Annotated in this window: 15 protein-coding genes; 11 read left to right on the top strand and 4 right to left on the bottom strand. The window is 55.7% G+C overall.

Annotated elements, in window-relative coordinates; genetic code table 11:
• Nucleotides 1-34: 34 nt before the first annotated feature.
• Nucleotides 35-2773, bottom strand: a complete 2739-nt coding sequence (locus tag ACT3IC_RS19200) for a nucleoside hydrolase-like domain-containing protein (protein WP_201304729.1) — start codon at nt 2771-2773, stop codon at nt 35-37.
• A gap of 211 nt (nt 2774-2984) precedes the next feature.
• Here ACT3IC_RS19200 and ACT3IC_RS19205 point away from each other — a divergent pair, with 211 nt between their 5' ends.
• Nucleotides 2985-4190, top strand: coding sequence for a XylR family transcriptional regulator (locus ACT3IC_RS19205; protein ID WP_290561714.1), 1206 nt, complete (start codon nt 2985-2987; stop codon nt 4188-4190).
• Nucleotides 4191-4229: 39 nt separating this feature from the next.
• On the opposite strand, the gene tpx is transcribed toward ACT3IC_RS19205, so the two are convergent.
• Nucleotides 4230-4736, bottom strand: coding sequence for a thiol peroxidase (gene tpx, locus ACT3IC_RS19210; RefSeq protein ID WP_103179860.1), 507 nt, complete (start codon nt 4734-4736; stop codon nt 4230-4232).
• A gap of 105 nt (nt 4737-4841) precedes the next feature.
• Here tpx and ycjG point away from each other — a divergent pair, with 105 nt between their 5' ends.
• Complete coding sequence (ycjG, locus tag ACT3IC_RS19215) at nt 4842-5807, top strand: L-Ala-D/L-Glu epimerase (RefSeq protein WP_103179859.1); 966 nt, start codon at nt 4842-4844, stop codon at nt 5805-5807.
• On the opposite strand, the gene mpaA is transcribed toward ycjG, so the two are convergent.
• Nucleotides 5798-6511, bottom strand: a complete 714-nt coding sequence (gene mpaA / locus ACT3IC_RS19220; protein WP_103179858.1) for a murein tripeptide amidase MpaA — start codon at nt 6509-6511, stop codon at nt 5798-5800. The genes ycjG and mpaA overlap by 10 nt on opposite strands.
• A gap of 184 nt (nt 6512-6695) precedes the next feature.
• Between mpaA and ACT3IC_RS19225 the strand changes: the two genes are divergently transcribed.
• On the top strand, nt 6696-8312 hold the full coding sequence (locus ACT3IC_RS19225; RefSeq protein WP_159339430.1) for a peptide ABC transporter substrate-binding protein: 1617 nt from the start codon (nt 6696-6698) through the stop codon (nt 8310-8312).
• 145 nt (nt 8313-8457) lie between these two features.
• Nucleotides 8458-8637: a hypothetical protein gene (locus ACT3IC_RS19230; protein WP_103179856.1), complete on the top strand. Its 180-nt coding sequence runs from the start codon at nt 8458-8460 to the stop codon at nt 8635-8637.
• A 2-nt stretch (nt 8638-8639) separates the two neighbouring features.
• On the opposite strand, the gene ACT3IC_RS19235 is transcribed toward ACT3IC_RS19230, so the two are convergent.
• Entirely contained in the window at nt 8640-9212 is a 573-nt protein-coding gene (locus ACT3IC_RS19235) for a TetR/AcrR family transcriptional regulator (protein WP_103179855.1), read from the bottom strand.
• 88 nt (nt 9213-9300) lie between these two features.
• Here ACT3IC_RS19235 and ACT3IC_RS19240 point away from each other — a divergent pair, with 88 nt between their 5' ends.
• The 7 genes from ACT3IC_RS19240 (at nt 9301) to hcp (ending at nt 17149) form a co-directional block, all read left to right on the top strand.
• On the top strand, nt 9301-10329 hold the full coding sequence (locus ACT3IC_RS19240; RefSeq protein ID WP_159339429.1) for an NADP-dependent oxidoreductase: 1029 nt from the start codon (nt 9301-9303) through the stop codon (nt 10327-10329).
• A 524-nt stretch (nt 10330-10853) separates the two neighbouring features.
• On the top strand, nt 10854-11342 hold the full coding sequence (tssB, locus tag ACT3IC_RS19245; RefSeq protein ID WP_103179853.1) for a type VI secretion system contractile sheath small subunit: 489 nt from the start codon (nt 10854-10856) through the stop codon (nt 11340-11342).
• Nucleotides 11343-11384: 42 nt separating this feature from the next.
• A complete protein-coding gene (gene tssC, locus ACT3IC_RS19250) occupies nt 11385-12920 on the top strand; it encodes a type VI secretion system contractile sheath large subunit (protein ID WP_290561715.1) in 1536 nt (511 codons plus the stop codon).
• 13 nt (nt 12921-12933) lie between these two features.
• Entirely contained in the window at nt 12934-14274 is a 1341-nt protein-coding gene (gene tssK / locus ACT3IC_RS19255) for a type VI secretion system baseplate subunit TssK (protein WP_473478649.1), read from the top strand.
• Nucleotides 14271-14924, top strand: a complete 654-nt coding sequence (gene tssL / locus ACT3IC_RS19260; protein ID WP_159339426.1) for a type VI secretion system protein TssL, short form — start codon at nt 14271-14273, stop codon at nt 14922-14924. Before tssK ends, tssL begins: the two co-directional genes overlap by 4 nt.
• Nucleotides 14925-14927: 3 nt before the next feature.
• Entirely contained in the window at nt 14928-16652 is a 1725-nt protein-coding gene (locus ACT3IC_RS19265; RefSeq protein ID WP_159339425.1) for an OmpA family protein, read from the top strand.
• 5 nt (nt 16653-16657) lie between these two features.
• On the top strand, nt 16658-17149 hold the full coding sequence (hcp, locus tag ACT3IC_RS19270) for a type VI secretion system effector Hcp (protein WP_103179849.1): 492 nt from the start codon (nt 16658-16660) through the stop codon (nt 17147-17149).
• Nucleotides 17150-17195 lie beyond the last annotated feature (46 nt).

Consider the following 17195-nt stretch of genomic DNA (forward strand, 5'->3'; position numbering starts at 1 on the left):
GAAGCGGCAGGCATCAGGCCCGCCGCTTGAGGGGTTATGGCACTACATTGACAATCACGCGCTTGTAGCGGGTTAAGCGCGGCGTGCCATGATCGGTCACGGCCAGAATGATATGCATCGTACCTGTTCCCGGAGGCATCACCCGGGCATCGGTGACATCGAACCAGGCCTTTGGCTGGTCAGCGTTTTTAATGTCTAACATGACCCCGGTGGCCGCATTTGATAATACGCGCGTTCCCGCCTCTGCATAGACAAACCATTCATAGGAGAGGGCATCACCGTCGGGATCGGTGGAGCCCATTGCGCTGAGCTCCACCCGTTGCCCTTTTTTCACCGTCAGGGTGGCAGGGTGATCGAGTTTTGGTACCGGGGGATGATTGGCCTCACTGTAGGGCTTGATGGTCCAGTCCATTCGGGCGGCAAAGTCATTTTGATAAGCCCCACGCCAGCGCCAGATTGTCGCATGGTTAGTGGTGTGCCAGCGATTATCAAAGCCCAGCACTTCATCCTGCGCATTGGTCCAAATCGGTCGCGTCTCCTGAGCCATAAACCAACGCTCTTTATGCGGTGTATAGAGCTCGTAACGACCGCCCCAGCCACCCCAGTCAGGATGTTCAGGATCGGACAAACCATTATGAATCAGATTCAAAAATGATGGCGTGTCCCCCTCCATCATAAACTTCCAGCGCGGGTACTCTGCCCCTAAGGGGCCTTTGCTGCGCACATTTTTATCCAGCCATTCGTTGGTTACCAGCTGATAATCTGCCCCGGCGAAACGGCCATGGAAATAGTCACCGCCGATGCCAATCCAGGTGGCGTGGTGAAAACCGCCCCCGGCGTTTTGCCCCGGGGAGACGATGTAAAACAGTGACGGGAACATTTTGCGGATCCAGGGACCGCTGTCGTCCTGATCGGAGATGGCGTAGACGCGAAGTCTGGAAACAAACTTTTCAAGCTCTTCAGGCGTACGGGTTTGACGTACTTTCCATAGCGCCTGCGCAAGCACATTCGGACCACCCCAGACCGTCACCCATAATGGACGATCGTCCTGACGGTCAACGGCCTTAATGAGCAGTTCCGATCCTGTCGAGTCTTTGCCTTCACCCACCGCGGCCATATTGTGGACTGGCAAGCCCTGAGCCACGACCTTAAGCAGATCGTCCGCAAGCGGAAATCCGGGCTCATGTTTTTCCAGATTGTCGCGGACTAATCCGTAACCTTTAATGATATCGATGATGCGCTGTGGTTCTACCTGATCTTTATTTTTGCCGGTAGAGGTGGCGACAAGACCTTCAATGTTCACCTGGTTAGCGTAGGTCATCAGGCGCACCATTGACATCTGGTCATCGGGATCGTCACCGATATCGGTTAACACGAACAGACGTTGTTTGCTCTCTTTTACATCAGGTGTTGGTGGCTTCAGCCGTTCGATACGAGAAGCAAAGTCAGCCAGGTAGGTCGCGCGCCACTGATTAATGGTTTTGATACCCTGCTGCGGGCCAAAAGGTGGCACATCCTCGCTTAAAGCGGGATCGGGATTGTCGGTCCACCAGTTTGGATAGCGGCCAGAGGGCTGCGTGGCCCGGAAAGCAGCTGGGGACGTTGAGGTAAAGCTACCTCCAACCGGGTCTTGCAGGCCGGCCCAGTTGGATTCAATGGTGTACTTCCACGTCTGGGATGCTTTTGGGACGAAACGGAAGTGCCACGTCCCGTCAGCTGCTGCAAAGCCCGGGAAACGATCGCTTTTGCTCCCGGAGGCAGGCACGACCAGATTTGCGGTGGTCCCCGCCGGCGCCTGCCCTTTGGGATGAACGATCAGCTCAACCAGGCCATAGGTTTCCACCACGTCGGAGGCGGTTGGCCTGCCGTTGAAGGTGTACAGGGGGCGATCCCATGCCCGCACAAACCGTCCACCGCCTTTGCTTTCTTGTTGAGGATCGTCGGGATTGGGCCCAAGGATATATGCCACCGACGGCGTATCGCCCATCTTTAATTGACCCTCTCCGTAAGAATTAAAGAAATCGCCCAGCGCGCCGTGGCCTTTTACATGCGTAGCCACAAAGGTCGCGCCGTCGAGACCGTTGGTTTGATCGCCTCCCGTGAACCAGCCCCGATAGGTGGAATTGTTTTCAATGATGTGCAGGTCCGGGTGATGGCGAACAATATAATTGTATGCGGAGGTTGACCACTTCTTGTTCGGGCCACCGATATAGTAGACGCGAATTTTTTGCTTGATGGTTGGGTCGTCGTGCAGCGCCTGCGCCAGGTCGTCAATGCCTCCCCAGATCAGGATCCACAGCGGTCGGGGATCGGGGCGTTTTGCCGCTTCAATGATCAGTTTTGAGGCATCAGTGGGCTGACTAAAGCCTTCGGGCGGCGCGGAATCCATCCCGCCTTGTCGGGTAATGGAGCGCAGGTAATCCGGGGTCGGGTAATCACTGGACCAGCTTTTCAGATTCGGATAATCCTGTTCATATCGATCGATTGTCTTCAGGATTTCCGTCGCACGGTTTCTTACCGGCCCCCACGGCGAGGAGAGCAGGCCTTCGAGCTCCATCGCATCTGCGTACAGCAGCAGGTGGACCAGCGACTGGTAATCGTCAAAATCGGTCCCGCCGATGTCCGTTGAGACAATCACCCGCGGTTTAGCGGCCACGCTGTTATTTTCCGGGCTGACTGCTGCGCGGACCTGGTTGAACGATTCATGCGTGACAACCAGTAAGAGCAACGTCAGCGACAGGAAAAGAGTTTTTCCGTTTATTTGCAATTTCATAGCAGAGACATTTCCTCCAGAGGTTTTTTATTTTTTTGCACTTCAGGAACGGAAAACAGCCTGGCATAACTCTGCTGCAAAACCGGTTTATGATTTTTCTAAATGGTTAAATTATTCTTTAATAATATGAGGTTAAGGGCAGTAATATCTTTACTGACATTGATCGGCTTATGATAGGGTGATGTTTCTCTCTATGTTCAGGGATCACGCTATGGCGTCGCGAAAGCATGACATGTTTCGGGTGGCACTGATGCTGAAAGCCAAAGGGCGCTATGGCAGGAGTATCATTGAAGGAATATGCGAGTACATGAAATCGACCCGCATCCACTGGGATTTCCTGCTGGAAGAGGATTTCCGCTCATCCCCGGCCAGCCTGCTCGAATGGAAAGGGGATGGCGTCATTGCGGATTTCGACGATCCTCTGTTGACATCGCTACTGACGAAGGTAGAGGTGCCGGTGGTGGGGATTGGCGGCTCCTGGCAACTGAGCAGCCCAACGATCCGCTCTCTTCCTTACGTGGCGTCGGATAACGTTGAGCTGGTGAGGCAGGCGTATCAACATCTCATCGACATGGGCCTGCCACGCTTTGCCTGTTACTCCATCGAGCCGACAATTATGAACCCCTGGGCAGTGGAACGGGCAAACGCCTTTCGCCAGTTTGTAGAGGCGGACGGACATCAGGCCGAGATCTTTGAAGGCATTCCGACACACGCCCTGGTGTGGCAAAACATCCTTGAGGATCTGGCCCGGTGGTTGGGGACGCTACCTAAGCCTGTTGGTATCATCGCCGTGACGGACTCACGCGCCAGACAAGTGCTGCAGGCGTGTTCCATCGCGGGTTATGCCGTGCCGGAAGAGATCGCTATTATCGGCATAGATGATGATCCGTTGCTGCGCAGCCTTAGTCGCATCGCCATCAGTTCGGTTGCGCAGGGTACTCATCAGATGGGACGCACCGCCGCGGAGATGCTGCACCGGCAGCTGACGGGCACACCGCTGCGTGAAAAACATGTCATGGTCGGGCCTGAAGGGGTGAATGCCCAGGCGTCTACCCGGCATAGCGTTATAATGAATACCTATATTTTACGCGCCCGCTACTTCATCCGTCAGTTCGGCGCCCAGGGGATCAAGGCCGCCCAGGTTGCAGAGCACGTAGGCTGTTCCCGCGCGACCCTCGACATGCACTTTATGCGTACCCTCGGAAAGACGTTGCACGACGAATTACTGAGCTTCAGACTCGATCGCTCAAAAAATTTGCTGCGAGAGACGCAGCTGAGTTATGCCGATGTGGCTATGCAGAGCGGTTTTACGTCACTTCAGTATATGTATTCTGTTTATCGTCGGGAGATGGGGTGTACGCCAGTAGAGTATCGGAAGGAACGTGACGAGGTATATGAGAACTTGTCAGATGAATGACATGAGCCGATGCTGTACAGGCTCATGTCATTTTTGCCGTTACGCCTTCAGTGATTCCAGCGCGGCAGCGTAATCTGGCTCGGTGGTGATTTCATTCACCAGGTGGCTGAACACGACGGTGTCGTTTTCGTCGATCACCACAACGGCACGCGCCGCCAGACCTTTCAGTGCGCCTTCAGAGATGCCCACGCCATATTGCTCCAGGAATTCCGGGTTGCGCAGGGTAGAGAGAGTGATAACGTTGCTCAGACCTTCAGCACCGCAGAAACGGGACTGAGCGAACGGCAGGTCGGCTGAGATGCACAGCACAACGGTGTTGTCCACTTCGGTCGCCAGCTGGTTGAATTTACGCACAGACGCGGCGCACACGCCGGTATCAATGCTTGGGAAAATGTTCAGCACTTTACGCTTGCCGGCAAACTGGCTCAGCACGACGTCAGACAGATCTTTTGCCACGAGCGTAAACGCCTGCGCTTTGCTGCCTTTCTGAGGAATGGATCCTGCAACAGAAACCGGGTTGCCCTGGAAATGAACGAGTTGTGACATAGTTATCTTCCTGTTTACATATAGTTAACGTCGTCGTTAGTGTATGTCATCAGCCGATAGCACAGCAAACCCTATTTGCGCGAAGCCGCTATACAGGAGTGAGTGATGAGAACCCTCAAGGTTTACGAAGAAGCCTGGCCACTGCATACGCCGTTTGTGATCTCCCGGGGGACCCGGAGCGAGGCCAGTGTGGTGGTGGTAGAAATAGAAGAAGAGGGCGTCAAAGGGGTGGGGGAGTGTACGCCTTATCCCCGGTATGGCGAAAGCATCGCCTCGGTAATGGCGCAGATCATGGCGCTGGCGCCTGAACTGGAGCGCGGCCTTACCCGGGAAGCGCTACAGCGGTTACTCCCTGCCGGTGCCGCACGTAACGCGGTGGACTGCGCGCTGTGGGATTTAGCCGCGCGTCAGCAAGGGATCTCTCTGGCGACGCTGGCGGGCACGACCCTGCCGCAAACGGTGGTCACCGCGCAAACAGTGGTGATCGGTGAGCCTGCTCAGATGGCCGCCAGCGCCAAAGCGCTCTATGACGCCGGGGCGCGCCTGTTGAAAGTGAAGCTGGACGATCGTCTGATCAGCGAGCGGATGGTCGCCATTCGCGGGGCCGTGCCGCAGGCGACGCTTATCGTCGACGCCAACGAATCCTGGCACAGCGAAGGACTGGCTGCCCGCTGCCAGCTGCTGGCGGATCTGAACGTCGCCATGCTCGAACAGCCTTTGCCCGCAGGGGAAGATGCCGCGCTGGCGAACTTTATTCATCCGCTGCCCATCTGCGCCGATGAGAGTTGCCATACCCGGGAAAGTCTCACGGCCCTGCAGGGACGCTACGATATGGTGAATATTAAGCTGGATAAAACCGGCGGTATCACCGAAGCGCTGGCGCTGGCCGCCGAGGCACGTCGGCGCGGTTTTGCCCTGATGCTCGGCTGTATGCTCTGCACCTCGCGAGCGATTGGTGCCGCACTGCCGCTGGCGAATGAGGTGAAATTTGCCGATCTCGACGGCCCTACCTGGCTTGCCGTGGATGTCTCTCCGGCGCTGCACTACAGCACCGGCGTTGTTCATCTCTGAGGTTCCCAGCGCAACAGATCGGTCATCGCTTTCAGGTACTTCTCGCTGGCCTCGTCGGAGGAGATCGGCGGGAATTCAGCGGTGATGCAGTGCAGGCTTAAATCGGCACACCAGCTGCCGAATGAGCCTGGCGTCTCATAGCCGACGCTGGTGACCAGCGGCAGTGAAAAGGCATCTGCCAGCCAGCGCCCAAGAGCCGTGTGGGCGGGATCTTCAATGCAGGCCAGCGGATCGTGAAACGAGACAACCCAGGCCGGATGCAGTTTGTGGATCAGATGACACAGCGCCTGGGTTTCTGGCTCTGAACCGGGCTTGTCGCCCGTCAGCAACACCACATCGCGATCTTCGGCGGAGCTGTTCCAACGGTAGACTGTCTCGCCTTCCCGCCAGTTGGCCGCCGGGAAGTTACGGTTTAAATCCACACCACGGGCATTGGCGCGTAAACCCAACTGACAGCCGTCCGGGTTAACGGTTAATACCACATGGTGGCGGCGCAGCGGAGGGGAAAGGGTACGCAGGGCGCAGGAGAGGGTCACAATCGAAGAATTTTCATCTCCGTGGGTTCCGGCAATGATCAGGCCGCTGTTGCGATCGGCCTGCGGGGCAGGGAACCAGATTAAGGGGGCGCCGAGGTATGAGCGGCCATAATGTTCGGTCCCGGGCGGGAAAGCGCCACGTTCCGTTCTTGGGCGGGTAAGTGACATAGAGGTTCCTGAATCAGATTGTATTACTGGCAGTGTTGTGCAAAAAACACGGTTAATCAAATAGTTTCAGCCAGAAGGTAAAACCGGCAGATATCAACTTTCCGGCGGAAGTTGTTTGCATTTCACTGTTCCGAAACAAATAATTACCCATCTGCTCGTTACCCATCATTTTAAAGGGGATCTCATGAAGCATCCGGTTTCGTTGATCTGTTCTGCCTTATTGTTGTGTGGCCTCTCTTCTTACGCCTTCGCGGCGGATGTTCCCCCCGGGACAACGCTGGCATCCAAACAGGAGCTGGTGCGTCATATCAAAGATGAACCTGCCTCGCTTGATCCCGCTAAAGCGGTGGGTCTGCCTGAAATTCAGGTGATCCGCGATCTGTTCGAGGGTCTCGTGAATCAGAATGAAAAGGGCGAACTGGTGCCAGGCGTGGCGACCCGCTGGCAGAGTAATGATAACCGCGTCTGGACTTTCACCCTGCGCGAGAACGCGCAATGGTCTGATGGCACCCCCGTCACTGCCCAGGATTTTGTCTACAGCTGGCAGCGTCTGGTTGATCCCAAAACGACCTCGCCTTTCGCCTGGTTTGCGGCCCTGGCCGGGATCGTGAACGCGCAGGCGATCATCGACGGTAAGGCAACGCCGGATAAACTGGGCGTAACGGCAGTGGATAACCGAACCCTGCGCGTGCAGCTCGATAAACCCCTGCCGTGGTTTGCCAATCTGACGGCGAGCTTCGCCTTCTATCCGGTACAAAAAGCGAATGTGGAGAGCAGCCCGGAGTGGACTCGTCCTGGGGCGCTGGTAGGTAACGGTGCGTATATCCTCAAAGACCGGGTGGTCAACGAGAAGCTGGTGGTTGAGCGTAACAGCCATTACTGGGATAACGACAAAACCGTTCTGCAGAAAGTGACCTTTATCCCGATCAACCAGGAGTCCTCAGCCACCAAGCGCTATCTGGCAGATGATATCGACATCACCGAATCGTTCCCGAAAAACCTCTACCAGAAGTTAATGAAAGAGATCCCGGGCCAGGTCTATACCCCGCCGCAGCTGGGCACCTACTATTATGCCTTTAATACCCAAAAAGGCCCGACTGCGGATGCGAGAGTGCGTCTGGCGCTCAGCATGACTATCGACCGGCGCATCATGGCTGAAAAAGTACTGGGTACCGGCGAAAAACCTGCCTGGCACTTCACCCCGGACGTGACCGCAGGATTTACGCCGGAGAAATCGCCTTTTGAGCAGATGAGCCAGGAAGAGATGAACGCGCAGGCCAAAACGCTGTTGCAGGCGGCTGGCTACAATGCGCAGAAACCGCTGAAGCTGACGCTGCTGTATAACACCTCAGAGAACCACCAGAAGATTGCTATCGCGGTGGCGTCAATGTGGAAAAAGAACCTGGGTGTCGATGTGAAGTTGCAGAACCAGGAGTGGAAAACCTATATCGACAGCCGTAATACCGGCAACTTTGACGTGATCCGCGCCTCCTGGGTAGGTGACTACAATGAGCCCTCGACCTTCCTCTCCCTGCTGACCTCAACGCATACTGGCAACATCTCGCGTTTCAACGATCCGGCGTATGACAAGGTGATTAACCAGGCATCCCTGGAGACCACCGAGCAGGCCCGCAATGCGGATTACAATACCGCAGAAAAAATCATTGCGGAAAAAGCCCCGATTGCGCCGATCTACCAGTACACCAACGGGCGGTTAATCAAGCCGTGGGTGAAAGGCTATCCGATTAACAACCCGGAAGATGTGGCGTATAGCCGCACGATGTATATCGTGAAGCACTGACGCGTACTGACATCCTGCTGACGGCAGGATACCATCGCTAAACCCAGAGCTGGCGCGACTTGCAGCGCCAGTTTCTCCCCCTTTACGAAGAAATGCGTGATAGCCTCGTCCAAAAGAACGGGCATTAAGCGAACGAAAGATCGGTGTGTTCTTCACCGCACTGGCGCGTACCGGGGATACTCAGACGGTCAGGGGGAAAGGTACCTTTGACGATATCGTGTTTGTGGCCACCGCGATTTTAACTGCGACTGAGCAGGATAATGAGCCTGAACCGCGCATTACCCATCTGGTTGATCTGTTTCTGAATGGCATCGGCGCTCATTGAAGTCATTTTTTATCTGTAGCGTTGGCTGTTTTTGTCACCAGGATAGCATCTGCAATCACGCTGAAAATCCGTTCGGCGCGGGGAGCGTGCGAGGGATGTCCACGCAGCCAGGCCAGCGCAGCAATCAGATCAAACAATTCCGCACCATCAAGATTAGCCCGCGCCTTACCATCGGCCTGAGCGCGGGCAAGGAGCGCTGCCCCGGCAGCGCGAAGGGCGACGCACGATGTGTGGAGCGCGGAATCGGGATCTTCGATGGCGCTCATCATCGGCTCAATAACGCCACGATGTTCATAGGTGAAGGCGATAATCTCTTGCAACCACAACGTCAGGGCTTCGGCTGAATCGGCCCTGGTCTGAAGGGCTTCGGCTCTGGTCGCCAGTGCATCAAAGCTTGAACGCAGCAGGACTTCAAGCAACGCTTCGCGGCTCGGGAAGTGGCGGTAGAGTGTACCCAGGCCGACTTCGGCTCTGCGGGCAATGTCGCGCAATGACGCATCGGCGCCTTGCTCAATAAAGACGTCGCGCGCGACGGCAATCAGGTGGTCGTAGTTTTTTCTCGCATCGGCTCGCATGGTGTCTCCTTGACAAGCGGAACAGTGCTCCATATATTCGGAGCAGTGCTCCGTTAAATATACCGCATTTACGTCCGAGGAGAAAGCCATGTCGATTAAAGTGATGAAGGCAGTGCAGCAGTACGCGTTCGGTGGGCCGGAGGTACTTCGCTATGAAGAGGTTCCTGTGCCAGATCTTCAGCCCAACGAAGTGCTTGTCCGCGTGTATGCGGTCGGCCTCAATCCTCCTGACTGGTATCTTCGCGATGGCTACCGAATGTTGCCGCCGGAATGGCAACCCAAAGTCACTTTCCCCGTGATCCTGGGAACGGATATTTCGGGGGTGATCGTTGCGGTGGGCGACAACGTCACGGCGTTCTCTGTCGGGGATGAAGTCTATTCGATGGTGCGCTTCCCCGACGGGGCGGCTGGCGGTAGCCGGGCCTATGCCGAATATGTCAGCGTAGCGGCAACGGAGGTGGCGCGTAAACCTCGTCGTCTTGACCATATCCACGCCGCTGCCGCACCCATGTCGCTGCTGACCGCATGGCAATTTATGATTGATCAAGGGCATGATGTGCCCAATCCGCTACAGGCAACCCCGCATAAGCCGGTGCCGCTGGCGGGACAAACCGTTCTGGTTAACGGCGCGGCAGGCGGTGTCGGCCATTTCGCCTTACAACTGGCGAAATGGCAGGGCGCGCATGTTATCGCGGTGGCCTCCGGTGAACATGAAATGTTTCTGCTTAACCTGGGCGCTGATGAATTTATTGATTACACGAAACAGGCTGCCGAAGATGTAGTACGCAATGCAGATCTCGTCATCGATGCGGTTGGCGGCCCTTCAGCAAGCCGCTTCTTGCGCGCTCTCAGGCGCGGCGGCGCGCTGTTTCCGATTTATCCTCTGGGATTTTCAGGCGCTGACGAGGCCCGGCAGTTGGGCGTTGTCGTCTCGGCTACCCAGGTGCGATCCAACGGCGCACAGCTCGCCCAGCTTGCCGAATTGATGGATAAGGGGGTGATTCAGGTAGCTGTCGACAGTACGTTCCCGCTTGCGCACGCGCAACAAGCGCATGAGCGGGCGGCTCGAGGACATATTCAGGGGAAAATCGTGCTTTCGGTCATTGAACAGGACTGATGTGACGGGAGTGATACGGCCAGAGTCTGTGTAATTAATCACCACGCCTGTTCGCTTTGGGTCCTGAACACCGAAAGAAGGCCTTAACGCCGAAGGGCGTATGGTACGGCAAAATTGCCCGAAGATTACCGGATGGGCGGTGTATGCTCTGTATGTGGCGTTTCGTGCGATGAATATTGCCCACCTTGTAAATGGCGCTGATTGAGGCGCCATTTTTTTCGCTCTCACGCGTAATTATCATTAATTCATGGTTTGAGTTAATTTAATTTATATATATCATTTAAAATAAATATAATATGCATATTTGTTATGTATTCGCTTCTGTTTATTTACGTGAGAATTCTCCTTTAAATATGTGCAGGTCAGATATCAGTACTTGCTAATCGAATTGAGGACAAGAGTATGTGTAAAGTCTCGCTTTGGATTAATAGTTAGTTGATCCAGTGTAATTTTTTGTTCTACTATCTGTCCGTTAATAAACGTGGTTTTACTCGACAACTATTCCTTAAGGAAAAGGGACCGCTATGGCTGATTCGTTTCAGAATGAAGTGCCTAAGGCACGAATAAATTTAAAATTGGCTTTACACACAGGAGGCGCACAGAAGAAAGTTGAATTACCCCTTAAAATTCTTACTGTTGGCGATTTCAGTAACGGTAAGGAGACCCGCATGTTATCGGAGCGGGAAAAAATAAACATCAATAAAAACAACTTCGATAGCGTACTTGCAGAGTTTAACCCCGAGATTAATCTGGCCGTACAGAATACGCTTTCTGGCGACGGTGAAGAAAACATCCGCCTGCAGTTTTCCTCCATGAAGGATTTCGAACCAGAACAGGTTGCCCGTCAAATTCCTCAACTTCGCGCGATGCTGGCCATGCGTAATTTATTACGCGACCTCAAATCTAACCTGCTGGATAACGCCACTTTCAGAAAAGAGCTCGAGAAAATTCTTAAGGATCCGGCGCTAACTCAGGAGTTACGTGACGAAATGAGTGCGCTTGCCCCGAAATAATGTGTGGAAGTCTCTTTTAATGGATTAACCGGGAATATGCTGATGTCTTTAAATACTGAAAATGGCTCTGCTCAGGGGCAAACGACTGTACTGGAAAAAGAGGGTGTTTACGCCTCTCTGTTTGAAAAAATCAATCTGACCCCAGCCTCCAGCCTGGGCGATATTAATACGTTTCTGGATGACGCCGCGCTGGCTGATGCGTCAGCAGGTGAACGTCTGACTGCGGCGATGCAGGTGTTTATGGAGTGCATCCGCCGTTCCGGACAACAGGTGGAAAAGCTCGACAAAACGTTGATTGACCACCATATCGCAGAACTTGATTTTCAGATCAGCCGCCAGCTCGATGCGGTGATGCACCATACCGAATTCCAGAAAGTGGAATCCCTGTGGCGTGGCCTGAAGCAGCTGGTGGATAACACAGACTATCGCCAGAATGTGAAAACCGAAATTCTGGATGTTTCAAAAGACGCTCTGCGCCAGGACTTTGAAGACGCACCGGAGCTCATTCAGAGCGGGCTTTACTGGCACACCTATACAGCTGAATACGACACCCCGGGCGGTGAACCGATTGGCTCGGTGATATCGGCTTATGAGTTTGACGCCAGCCCGCAGGACGTGGCGCTACTACGCAACATCTCCAAAGTATCTGCCGCAGCGCATATGCCGTTTATCGGCTCCGTCGGTCCGAAGTTCTTCCTGAAAGAGTCGATGGAAGAGGTGGCTGCGATCAAAGATATCGGCAACTACTTCGACCGCGCCGAGTACATCAAGTGGAAATCGTTCCGCGACACCGACGACGCCCGCTATATTGGCCTGGTCATGCCGCGGGTGCTGGGGCGTCTGCCGTATGGTCCGGACACCGTACCGGTGCGCAGCTTCAACTACGTTGAGCAGGTGAAAGGCCCGGATCACGAAAAATACCTGTGGACCAGCGCGTCATTCTCCTTCGCCTCCAACATGGTGAAGAGCTTTATCAACAACGGCTGGTGCGTGCAGATCCGTGGTCCGCAGGCGGGCGGGGCGGTGAAAGATCTGCCGATCCACCTGTACGATCTCGGCACCGGCAACCAGGTGAAGATCCCGTCTGAGGTGATGATCCCGGAGACCCGCGAATTTGAGTTTGCGAATCTCGGTTTCATCCCGTTGTCGTACTACAAAAACCGCGACTACGCCTGCTTCTTCTCGGCGAACTCAGCCCAGAAACCGGCCCTGTACGATACTGCCGATGCGACGGCCAACAGCCGCATCAACGCGCGCCTGCCGTACATCTTCCTGTTGTCACGCATTGCCCACTATCTGAAGCTGATTCAGCGCGAAAACATCGGGACCACGAAAGATCGCCGTCTGCTGGAGCTTGAGCTCAACACCTGGGTGAAAGGTCTGGTCACTGAAATGACCGATCCGGGCGATGAACTGCAGGCTTCTCACCCGCTGCGCGACGCAAAAGTGGTGGTGGAAGACATTGAGGACAACCCGGGCTTCTTCCGCGTGCGACTGTACGCCGTACCACACTTCCAGGTGGAAGGTATGGACGTGAATCTGTCGCTGGTGAGCCAGATGCCGAAAGCGAAAGCATAAGGCGGGAGCAGGGATGAAAATTTATCGTCCGCTGTGGAGCGACGGGGCTTTCCTGGCCCCCCAACAGTTTCAGCAGCAGGCCCGCTGGGATGCACACGTTGCAGATACTGTTGCACGAATGGCGCTGGCGCACCCCTGGGGTGTGCTGTGCGCTGAGTTTGACGACAGCGCACTGGCGCTTTCCCGGCTCAATGCCACCCGTCTGATCGTACGCTTTGCTGACGGGACGCTGGTCGACACGGATCTCGCGGATAACCTGCCACCGGTCTGTGATATATCCGCGGTGGTGCAGGAGAGTATGGAGGTGCTGCTGTGCCTGCCATTGCTCAGCGCGAACGGCGGTAATCTGGATGACGGGCGCGACAGTGCCCGTCCGCGCCGCTGGCAGGCAGAACGGGTGACGGTACAGGAGCTTGCCGGACATGAGCGCAGCGATCTGGCTGTACTGCGTCATTCGATGACGCTGCGGCTGTCCACCCAGGAAAACAGCGCTTATCTGACCTGCCCGGTGGCGAGGCTGATCCGCAACGCCCAGGGACAGTGGGTGCGCGATCCCAGCTTTATCCCGCCGCTGCTGTCGCTGGATGCCAGTCCCGTGCTAAACGGTGATCTCAGGGATCTTCTGCACCGCCTGTCGGCCCGACGTAAGCGACTGATGGCAATGCGACGCGAAAGTAATGAGCGGATGGCGGACTTTGCCGTGGCGGATGTGTCGCTGTTCTGGCTACTTCATGCCCTGAACAGTACCGAACCCGTACTGACAGAGTTGCACCAGTCACCGTCTCGTCATCCTGAACTGTTGTACCGGGAGCTGGCGAGGCTGGCGGGCAGTCTGCTGACCTTTTCACTTGAGCATAACGCTGACGATATTCCGCTTTACCGGCATGATGCGCCAGAACAAGTCTTTCCGCCGCTGTTTACCCTGTTGGACAAACTTCTTGAGGCCAGTTTGCCGTCGCGGGTTGTTGCTATCGCGCTGGAGCAGGGCGATGACAGGGAGATCTGGCGTGGCAAGCTGCTCGATGCGCGATTGCGTGAAGGAGCGGATTTTTATCTCTCCGTGCGCTCTTCCATGCCAAACCACGAACTGCAGACCCGCTTCCCGCAGCTTTGTAAAGCTGGTAGCCACGATGATGTTTCCGAGGTGGTGAATATCGCCCTGAGCGGAATGGTGATTAAACCGCTGAGTCACGTCCCTGCGGCGATACCGCTGCGTCTTGAGAACCAGTATTTTGCGCTGGATCTGTCCACAGATGCGGCCCGCGCCATGCTGGAGGCAGGCAACTGCACCTTCTATACACCCGAATCGCTGGGTGAGATAAAACTTGAACTGTTTGCGGTGCTGGGCTCATGAATACCTCTGATACCGAATTGATAAATAGAACTTTTTATCCTGGCTGGCTGATGGTCAGTCAATTACGTAGTGGTCAGGAAATCAAGGACGGCGAAGCGCTCTACCGCCGCGCTTGCCGGTGGGTGAACGATGCCCGTGAGTCTCTGGCGCAGGCCGGGTACAGTGAAACGAGCAGTGAGCGGATGCTGTATGCCTACTGCGCTCTGCTTGATGAAAGCGTGCTCAACCGCGATAAACAGGATGATGGTTATCGTAAATGGCGGAAGGACCCGCTGCAGGCCCGTTTTTTCAGCACCCTGAATGCGGGTGAAGAACTGTGGGAACGTATTCGGACCATCCTGCGCGAGCCCGCGCCGGACGTGGCGGTGCTGACCTGCCTGTACCGCACTCTGCAACTGGGCTTTGTCGGTCAGTACCGGGCGCAGGACGATGAAAGGCGTGAGGATGTGGTGCGCGCGCTCAGCGAGCGGGTTCCGCCGTTTACTCTTACGCAGGACGCGCCTGTTATTGTCAGGGCATCCGGCCTGCGTAGCGGACGCTGGATTTACTGGCTCGGTTGGGCGGCAGGCATTGTGGTGCTGGCGGCGTTGTGGCTGACGCTCTCCTCTGTGCTGGCGCAGATGGTGTCGCAAATAGCCGGGCGGGGATAAGGGATGCGTGAATTTCCCCGTGTGTTGCTGACCATGTTTGCAACAGTTCTGGCGCTGTGGCTGGTGATGGGTTACTGGCCACTTTCCCGTGGAAGCCGGTTTGCATTTTGCCTCGGTATTTCATTGATTTGCGTTGCGATGCTGTGGAGTCAATGGCGACGGTTTCAGCACGATAATGAAGTCAGCCCACATCCTGAAGAGAACCTCCTGCCGCCGGAAGAGTTTAAGGGTGCGGTGATAGTGGTCTGTGGTGATACCGCTTCCCTGTTTCCTGCGGAAACGGTATATCGTGAAACGCGTCAGGGCTGGTATCTGCGGGCAGAGAGTATAGAACAACTGCCGTTGCTGGCGCAGCGCCTGTCTACCATGCGCCCGGCACTGGTGCCACAGGTCTCCGTACTGCTGGCGGTGACACCGGAACAGCACAATGCGGAAGAGACACTGGCGCAGTCCCTGACGGGCTGGCGACGGAGCATTGCGCAGTGCCGGGGCTGGCTGAACGGACTGCCACCCGTATGGAGTGTGGTTTGGGTATCACCGCCGGACGGTGGGTCTCCTGAAAACGGGAGCTGGTTTACCGTGACACCGGACTTACCGGGTATCCGGGTACGGCAGAACAACCATGTCCCGCTCCCGGTTGATGACTGGCAGCGGGAGGCGTCAGACAACACCTCGCGCTTCTGTCAGGCGCTCTGGCTGGACAGCGTGCTGGCCCTGACTGAGCGTCATGTGATCCGTCCGCTCGGGAGCCGACAGGGAGAGCTGCCGGCTTTGAAACTCTGTGCCGCCGGTATCTGCCTGGCGCCAGTCACCGCCGTTGCGAACAATCTCTGGCAGCAACAGATAACGGAAACCACCACGCTCTCTCCGGCTTGCGTTCCTAAGCCTGTGCCGGAGGTTCTCTCCCTCCCGGATGTTCTTCTACCGTATTTGCCGCACCGTCAGGGCATCAGCCGCCGAATGCAGGATATAGGTCTGGCAGCTGGTATCTGTTTTGTGTTCATCGTACTGGCGATGCTGGCGTCTTTTATTAACAACCAGCGCCTTGTGCGTAGCGTCGGGGACCATCTTGCCGTTTATCACCGCCTCAGCGGCACGCCAGTCGCGCCAAAACAGCAGGCGCAACACCGTCTTCGCGCCGACAGCCACCAGCTGGATGACTGGCAGCGTCGCGGTGAACCGCCGCGCTACGGGTTGGGACTGTACCAGGGCATGCATCTGATACCACTTGTGGAAGCGGCCATTAATGACTGGGCGCCGCCGCCACCGCCACGTCCGGTGATAAAGAAAATAGTGCAGGGGCCGCAGACCATCCGCCTCGACAGTATGTCTCTCTTTGACACCGGCAAATGGGCGCTGAAACCCGGATCTACCAGGCTACTGGTGAACTCCCTGGTCGGGATTAAGGCGAAGCCCGGCTGGCTTATCGTGGTGGCGGGCCATACCGACAGCGTGGGTGATGAAAAATCCAACCAGTCGCTTTCCTTGAAACGCGCCGAATCTGTTCGCGACTGGATGCGCGACACCGGCGACGTGCCGGAGAGCTGTTTTGCGGTGCAGGGCTACGGCGAAAGCCGACCCGTCGCCACCAACGACACGACAGAAGGCCGCGCGCTTAATCGCCGTGTCGAAATCAGTCTGGTACCGCAGGCAAATGCCTGTCAGTTACCGGGCAACACCCCTGCGTCATCTCAGGATGATGACGTATCAAAAAATGAAATGGAGTAATTAACATGGCAATTCCAGTTTATCTGTGGCTGAAGGATGACGGCGGCGCGGACATTAAAGGTTCCGTAGACGTGAAGGACCGTGAAGGCAGCATCGAGGTGGTCGCGCAGGAGCACAATCTGTACATCCCGACCGACAATAACACCGGCAAGCTGACCGGCACGCGTATCCACACCCCGTTCCTGTTCACCAAGGAAATCGACTCCTCCAGCCCGTACCTGTACAAGGCGGTGACCACCGGTCAGACCCTGAAGTCTGCGGAATTCAAGTGGTACAAAATCAACGATGCGGGTCAGGAAGTGGAGTACTTCAACACGAAACTAGAGAACGTGAAGGTGGTGAAGGTCAACCCGCTGATGCACGACATCAAGGATCCCTCCAAAGAGAAACACAACCATCTGGAACAGATTGAGCTGCGCTACGAAAAAATCACCTGGACCTATAAAGACGGCAACATCATTCATTCCGATTCCTGGAATGAACGCGCTACTGCCTGATTTCCTGAGCAGACGGTTCTCCGTCTGCTTTTTTTGCTGAGTACCT

This window comes from Leclercia sp. GHBNCSD (assembly GCF_055805075.1).

What these genes read in the sequence shown, in the direction of transcription:
- ACT3IC_RS19200 (WP_201304729.1), bottom strand. Translation starts at nt 2,773, where the DNA reads ATGAAATTGCAAATAAACGGAAAAACTCTTTTCCTGTCGCTGACGTTG.
- ACT3IC_RS19205 (WP_290561714.1), top strand. Translation starts at nt 2,985, where the DNA reads ATGGCGTCGCGAAAGCATGACATGTTTCGGGTGGCACTGATGCTGAAA.
- tpx (WP_103179860.1), bottom strand. Translation starts at nt 4,736, where the DNA reads ATGTCACAACTCGTTCATTTCCAGGGCAACCCGGTTTCTGTTGCAGGA.
- ycjG (WP_103179859.1), top strand. Translation starts at nt 4,842, where the DNA reads ATGAGAACCCTCAAGGTTTACGAAGAAGCCTGGCCACTGCATACGCCG.
- mpaA (WP_103179858.1), bottom strand. Translation starts at nt 6,511, where the DNA reads ATGTCACTTACCCGCCCAAGAACGGAACGTGGCGCTTTCCCGCCCGGG.
- ACT3IC_RS19225 (WP_159339430.1), top strand. Translation starts at nt 6,696, where the DNA reads ATGAAGCATCCGGTTTCGTTGATCTGTTCTGCCTTATTGTTGTGTGGC.
- ACT3IC_RS19235 (WP_103179855.1), bottom strand. Translation starts at nt 9,212, where the DNA reads ATGCGAGCCGATGCGAGAAAAAACTACGACCACCTGATTGCCGTCGCG.
- ACT3IC_RS19240 (WP_159339429.1), top strand. Translation starts at nt 9,301, where the DNA reads ATGTCGATTAAAGTGATGAAGGCAGTGCAGCAGTACGCGTTCGGTGGG.
- tssB (WP_103179853.1), top strand. Translation starts at nt 10,854, where the DNA reads ATGGCTGATTCGTTTCAGAATGAAGTGCCTAAGGCACGAATAAATTTA.
- tssC (WP_290561715.1), top strand. Translation starts at nt 11,385, where the DNA reads ATGTCTTTAAATACTGAAAATGGCTCTGCTCAGGGGCAAACGACTGTA.
- tssK (WP_473478649.1), top strand. Translation starts at nt 12,934, where the DNA reads ATGAAAATTTATCGTCCGCTGTGGAGCGACGGGGCTTTCCTGGCCCCC.
- tssL (WP_159339426.1), top strand. Translation starts at nt 14,271, where the DNA reads ATGAATACCTCTGATACCGAATTGATAAATAGAACTTTTTATCCTGGC.
- ACT3IC_RS19265 (WP_159339425.1), top strand. Translation starts at nt 14,928, where the DNA reads ATGCGTGAATTTCCCCGTGTGTTGCTGACCATGTTTGCAACAGTTCTG.
- hcp (WP_103179849.1), top strand. Translation starts at nt 16,658, where the DNA reads ATGGCAATTCCAGTTTATCTGTGGCTGAAGGATGACGGCGGCGCGGAC.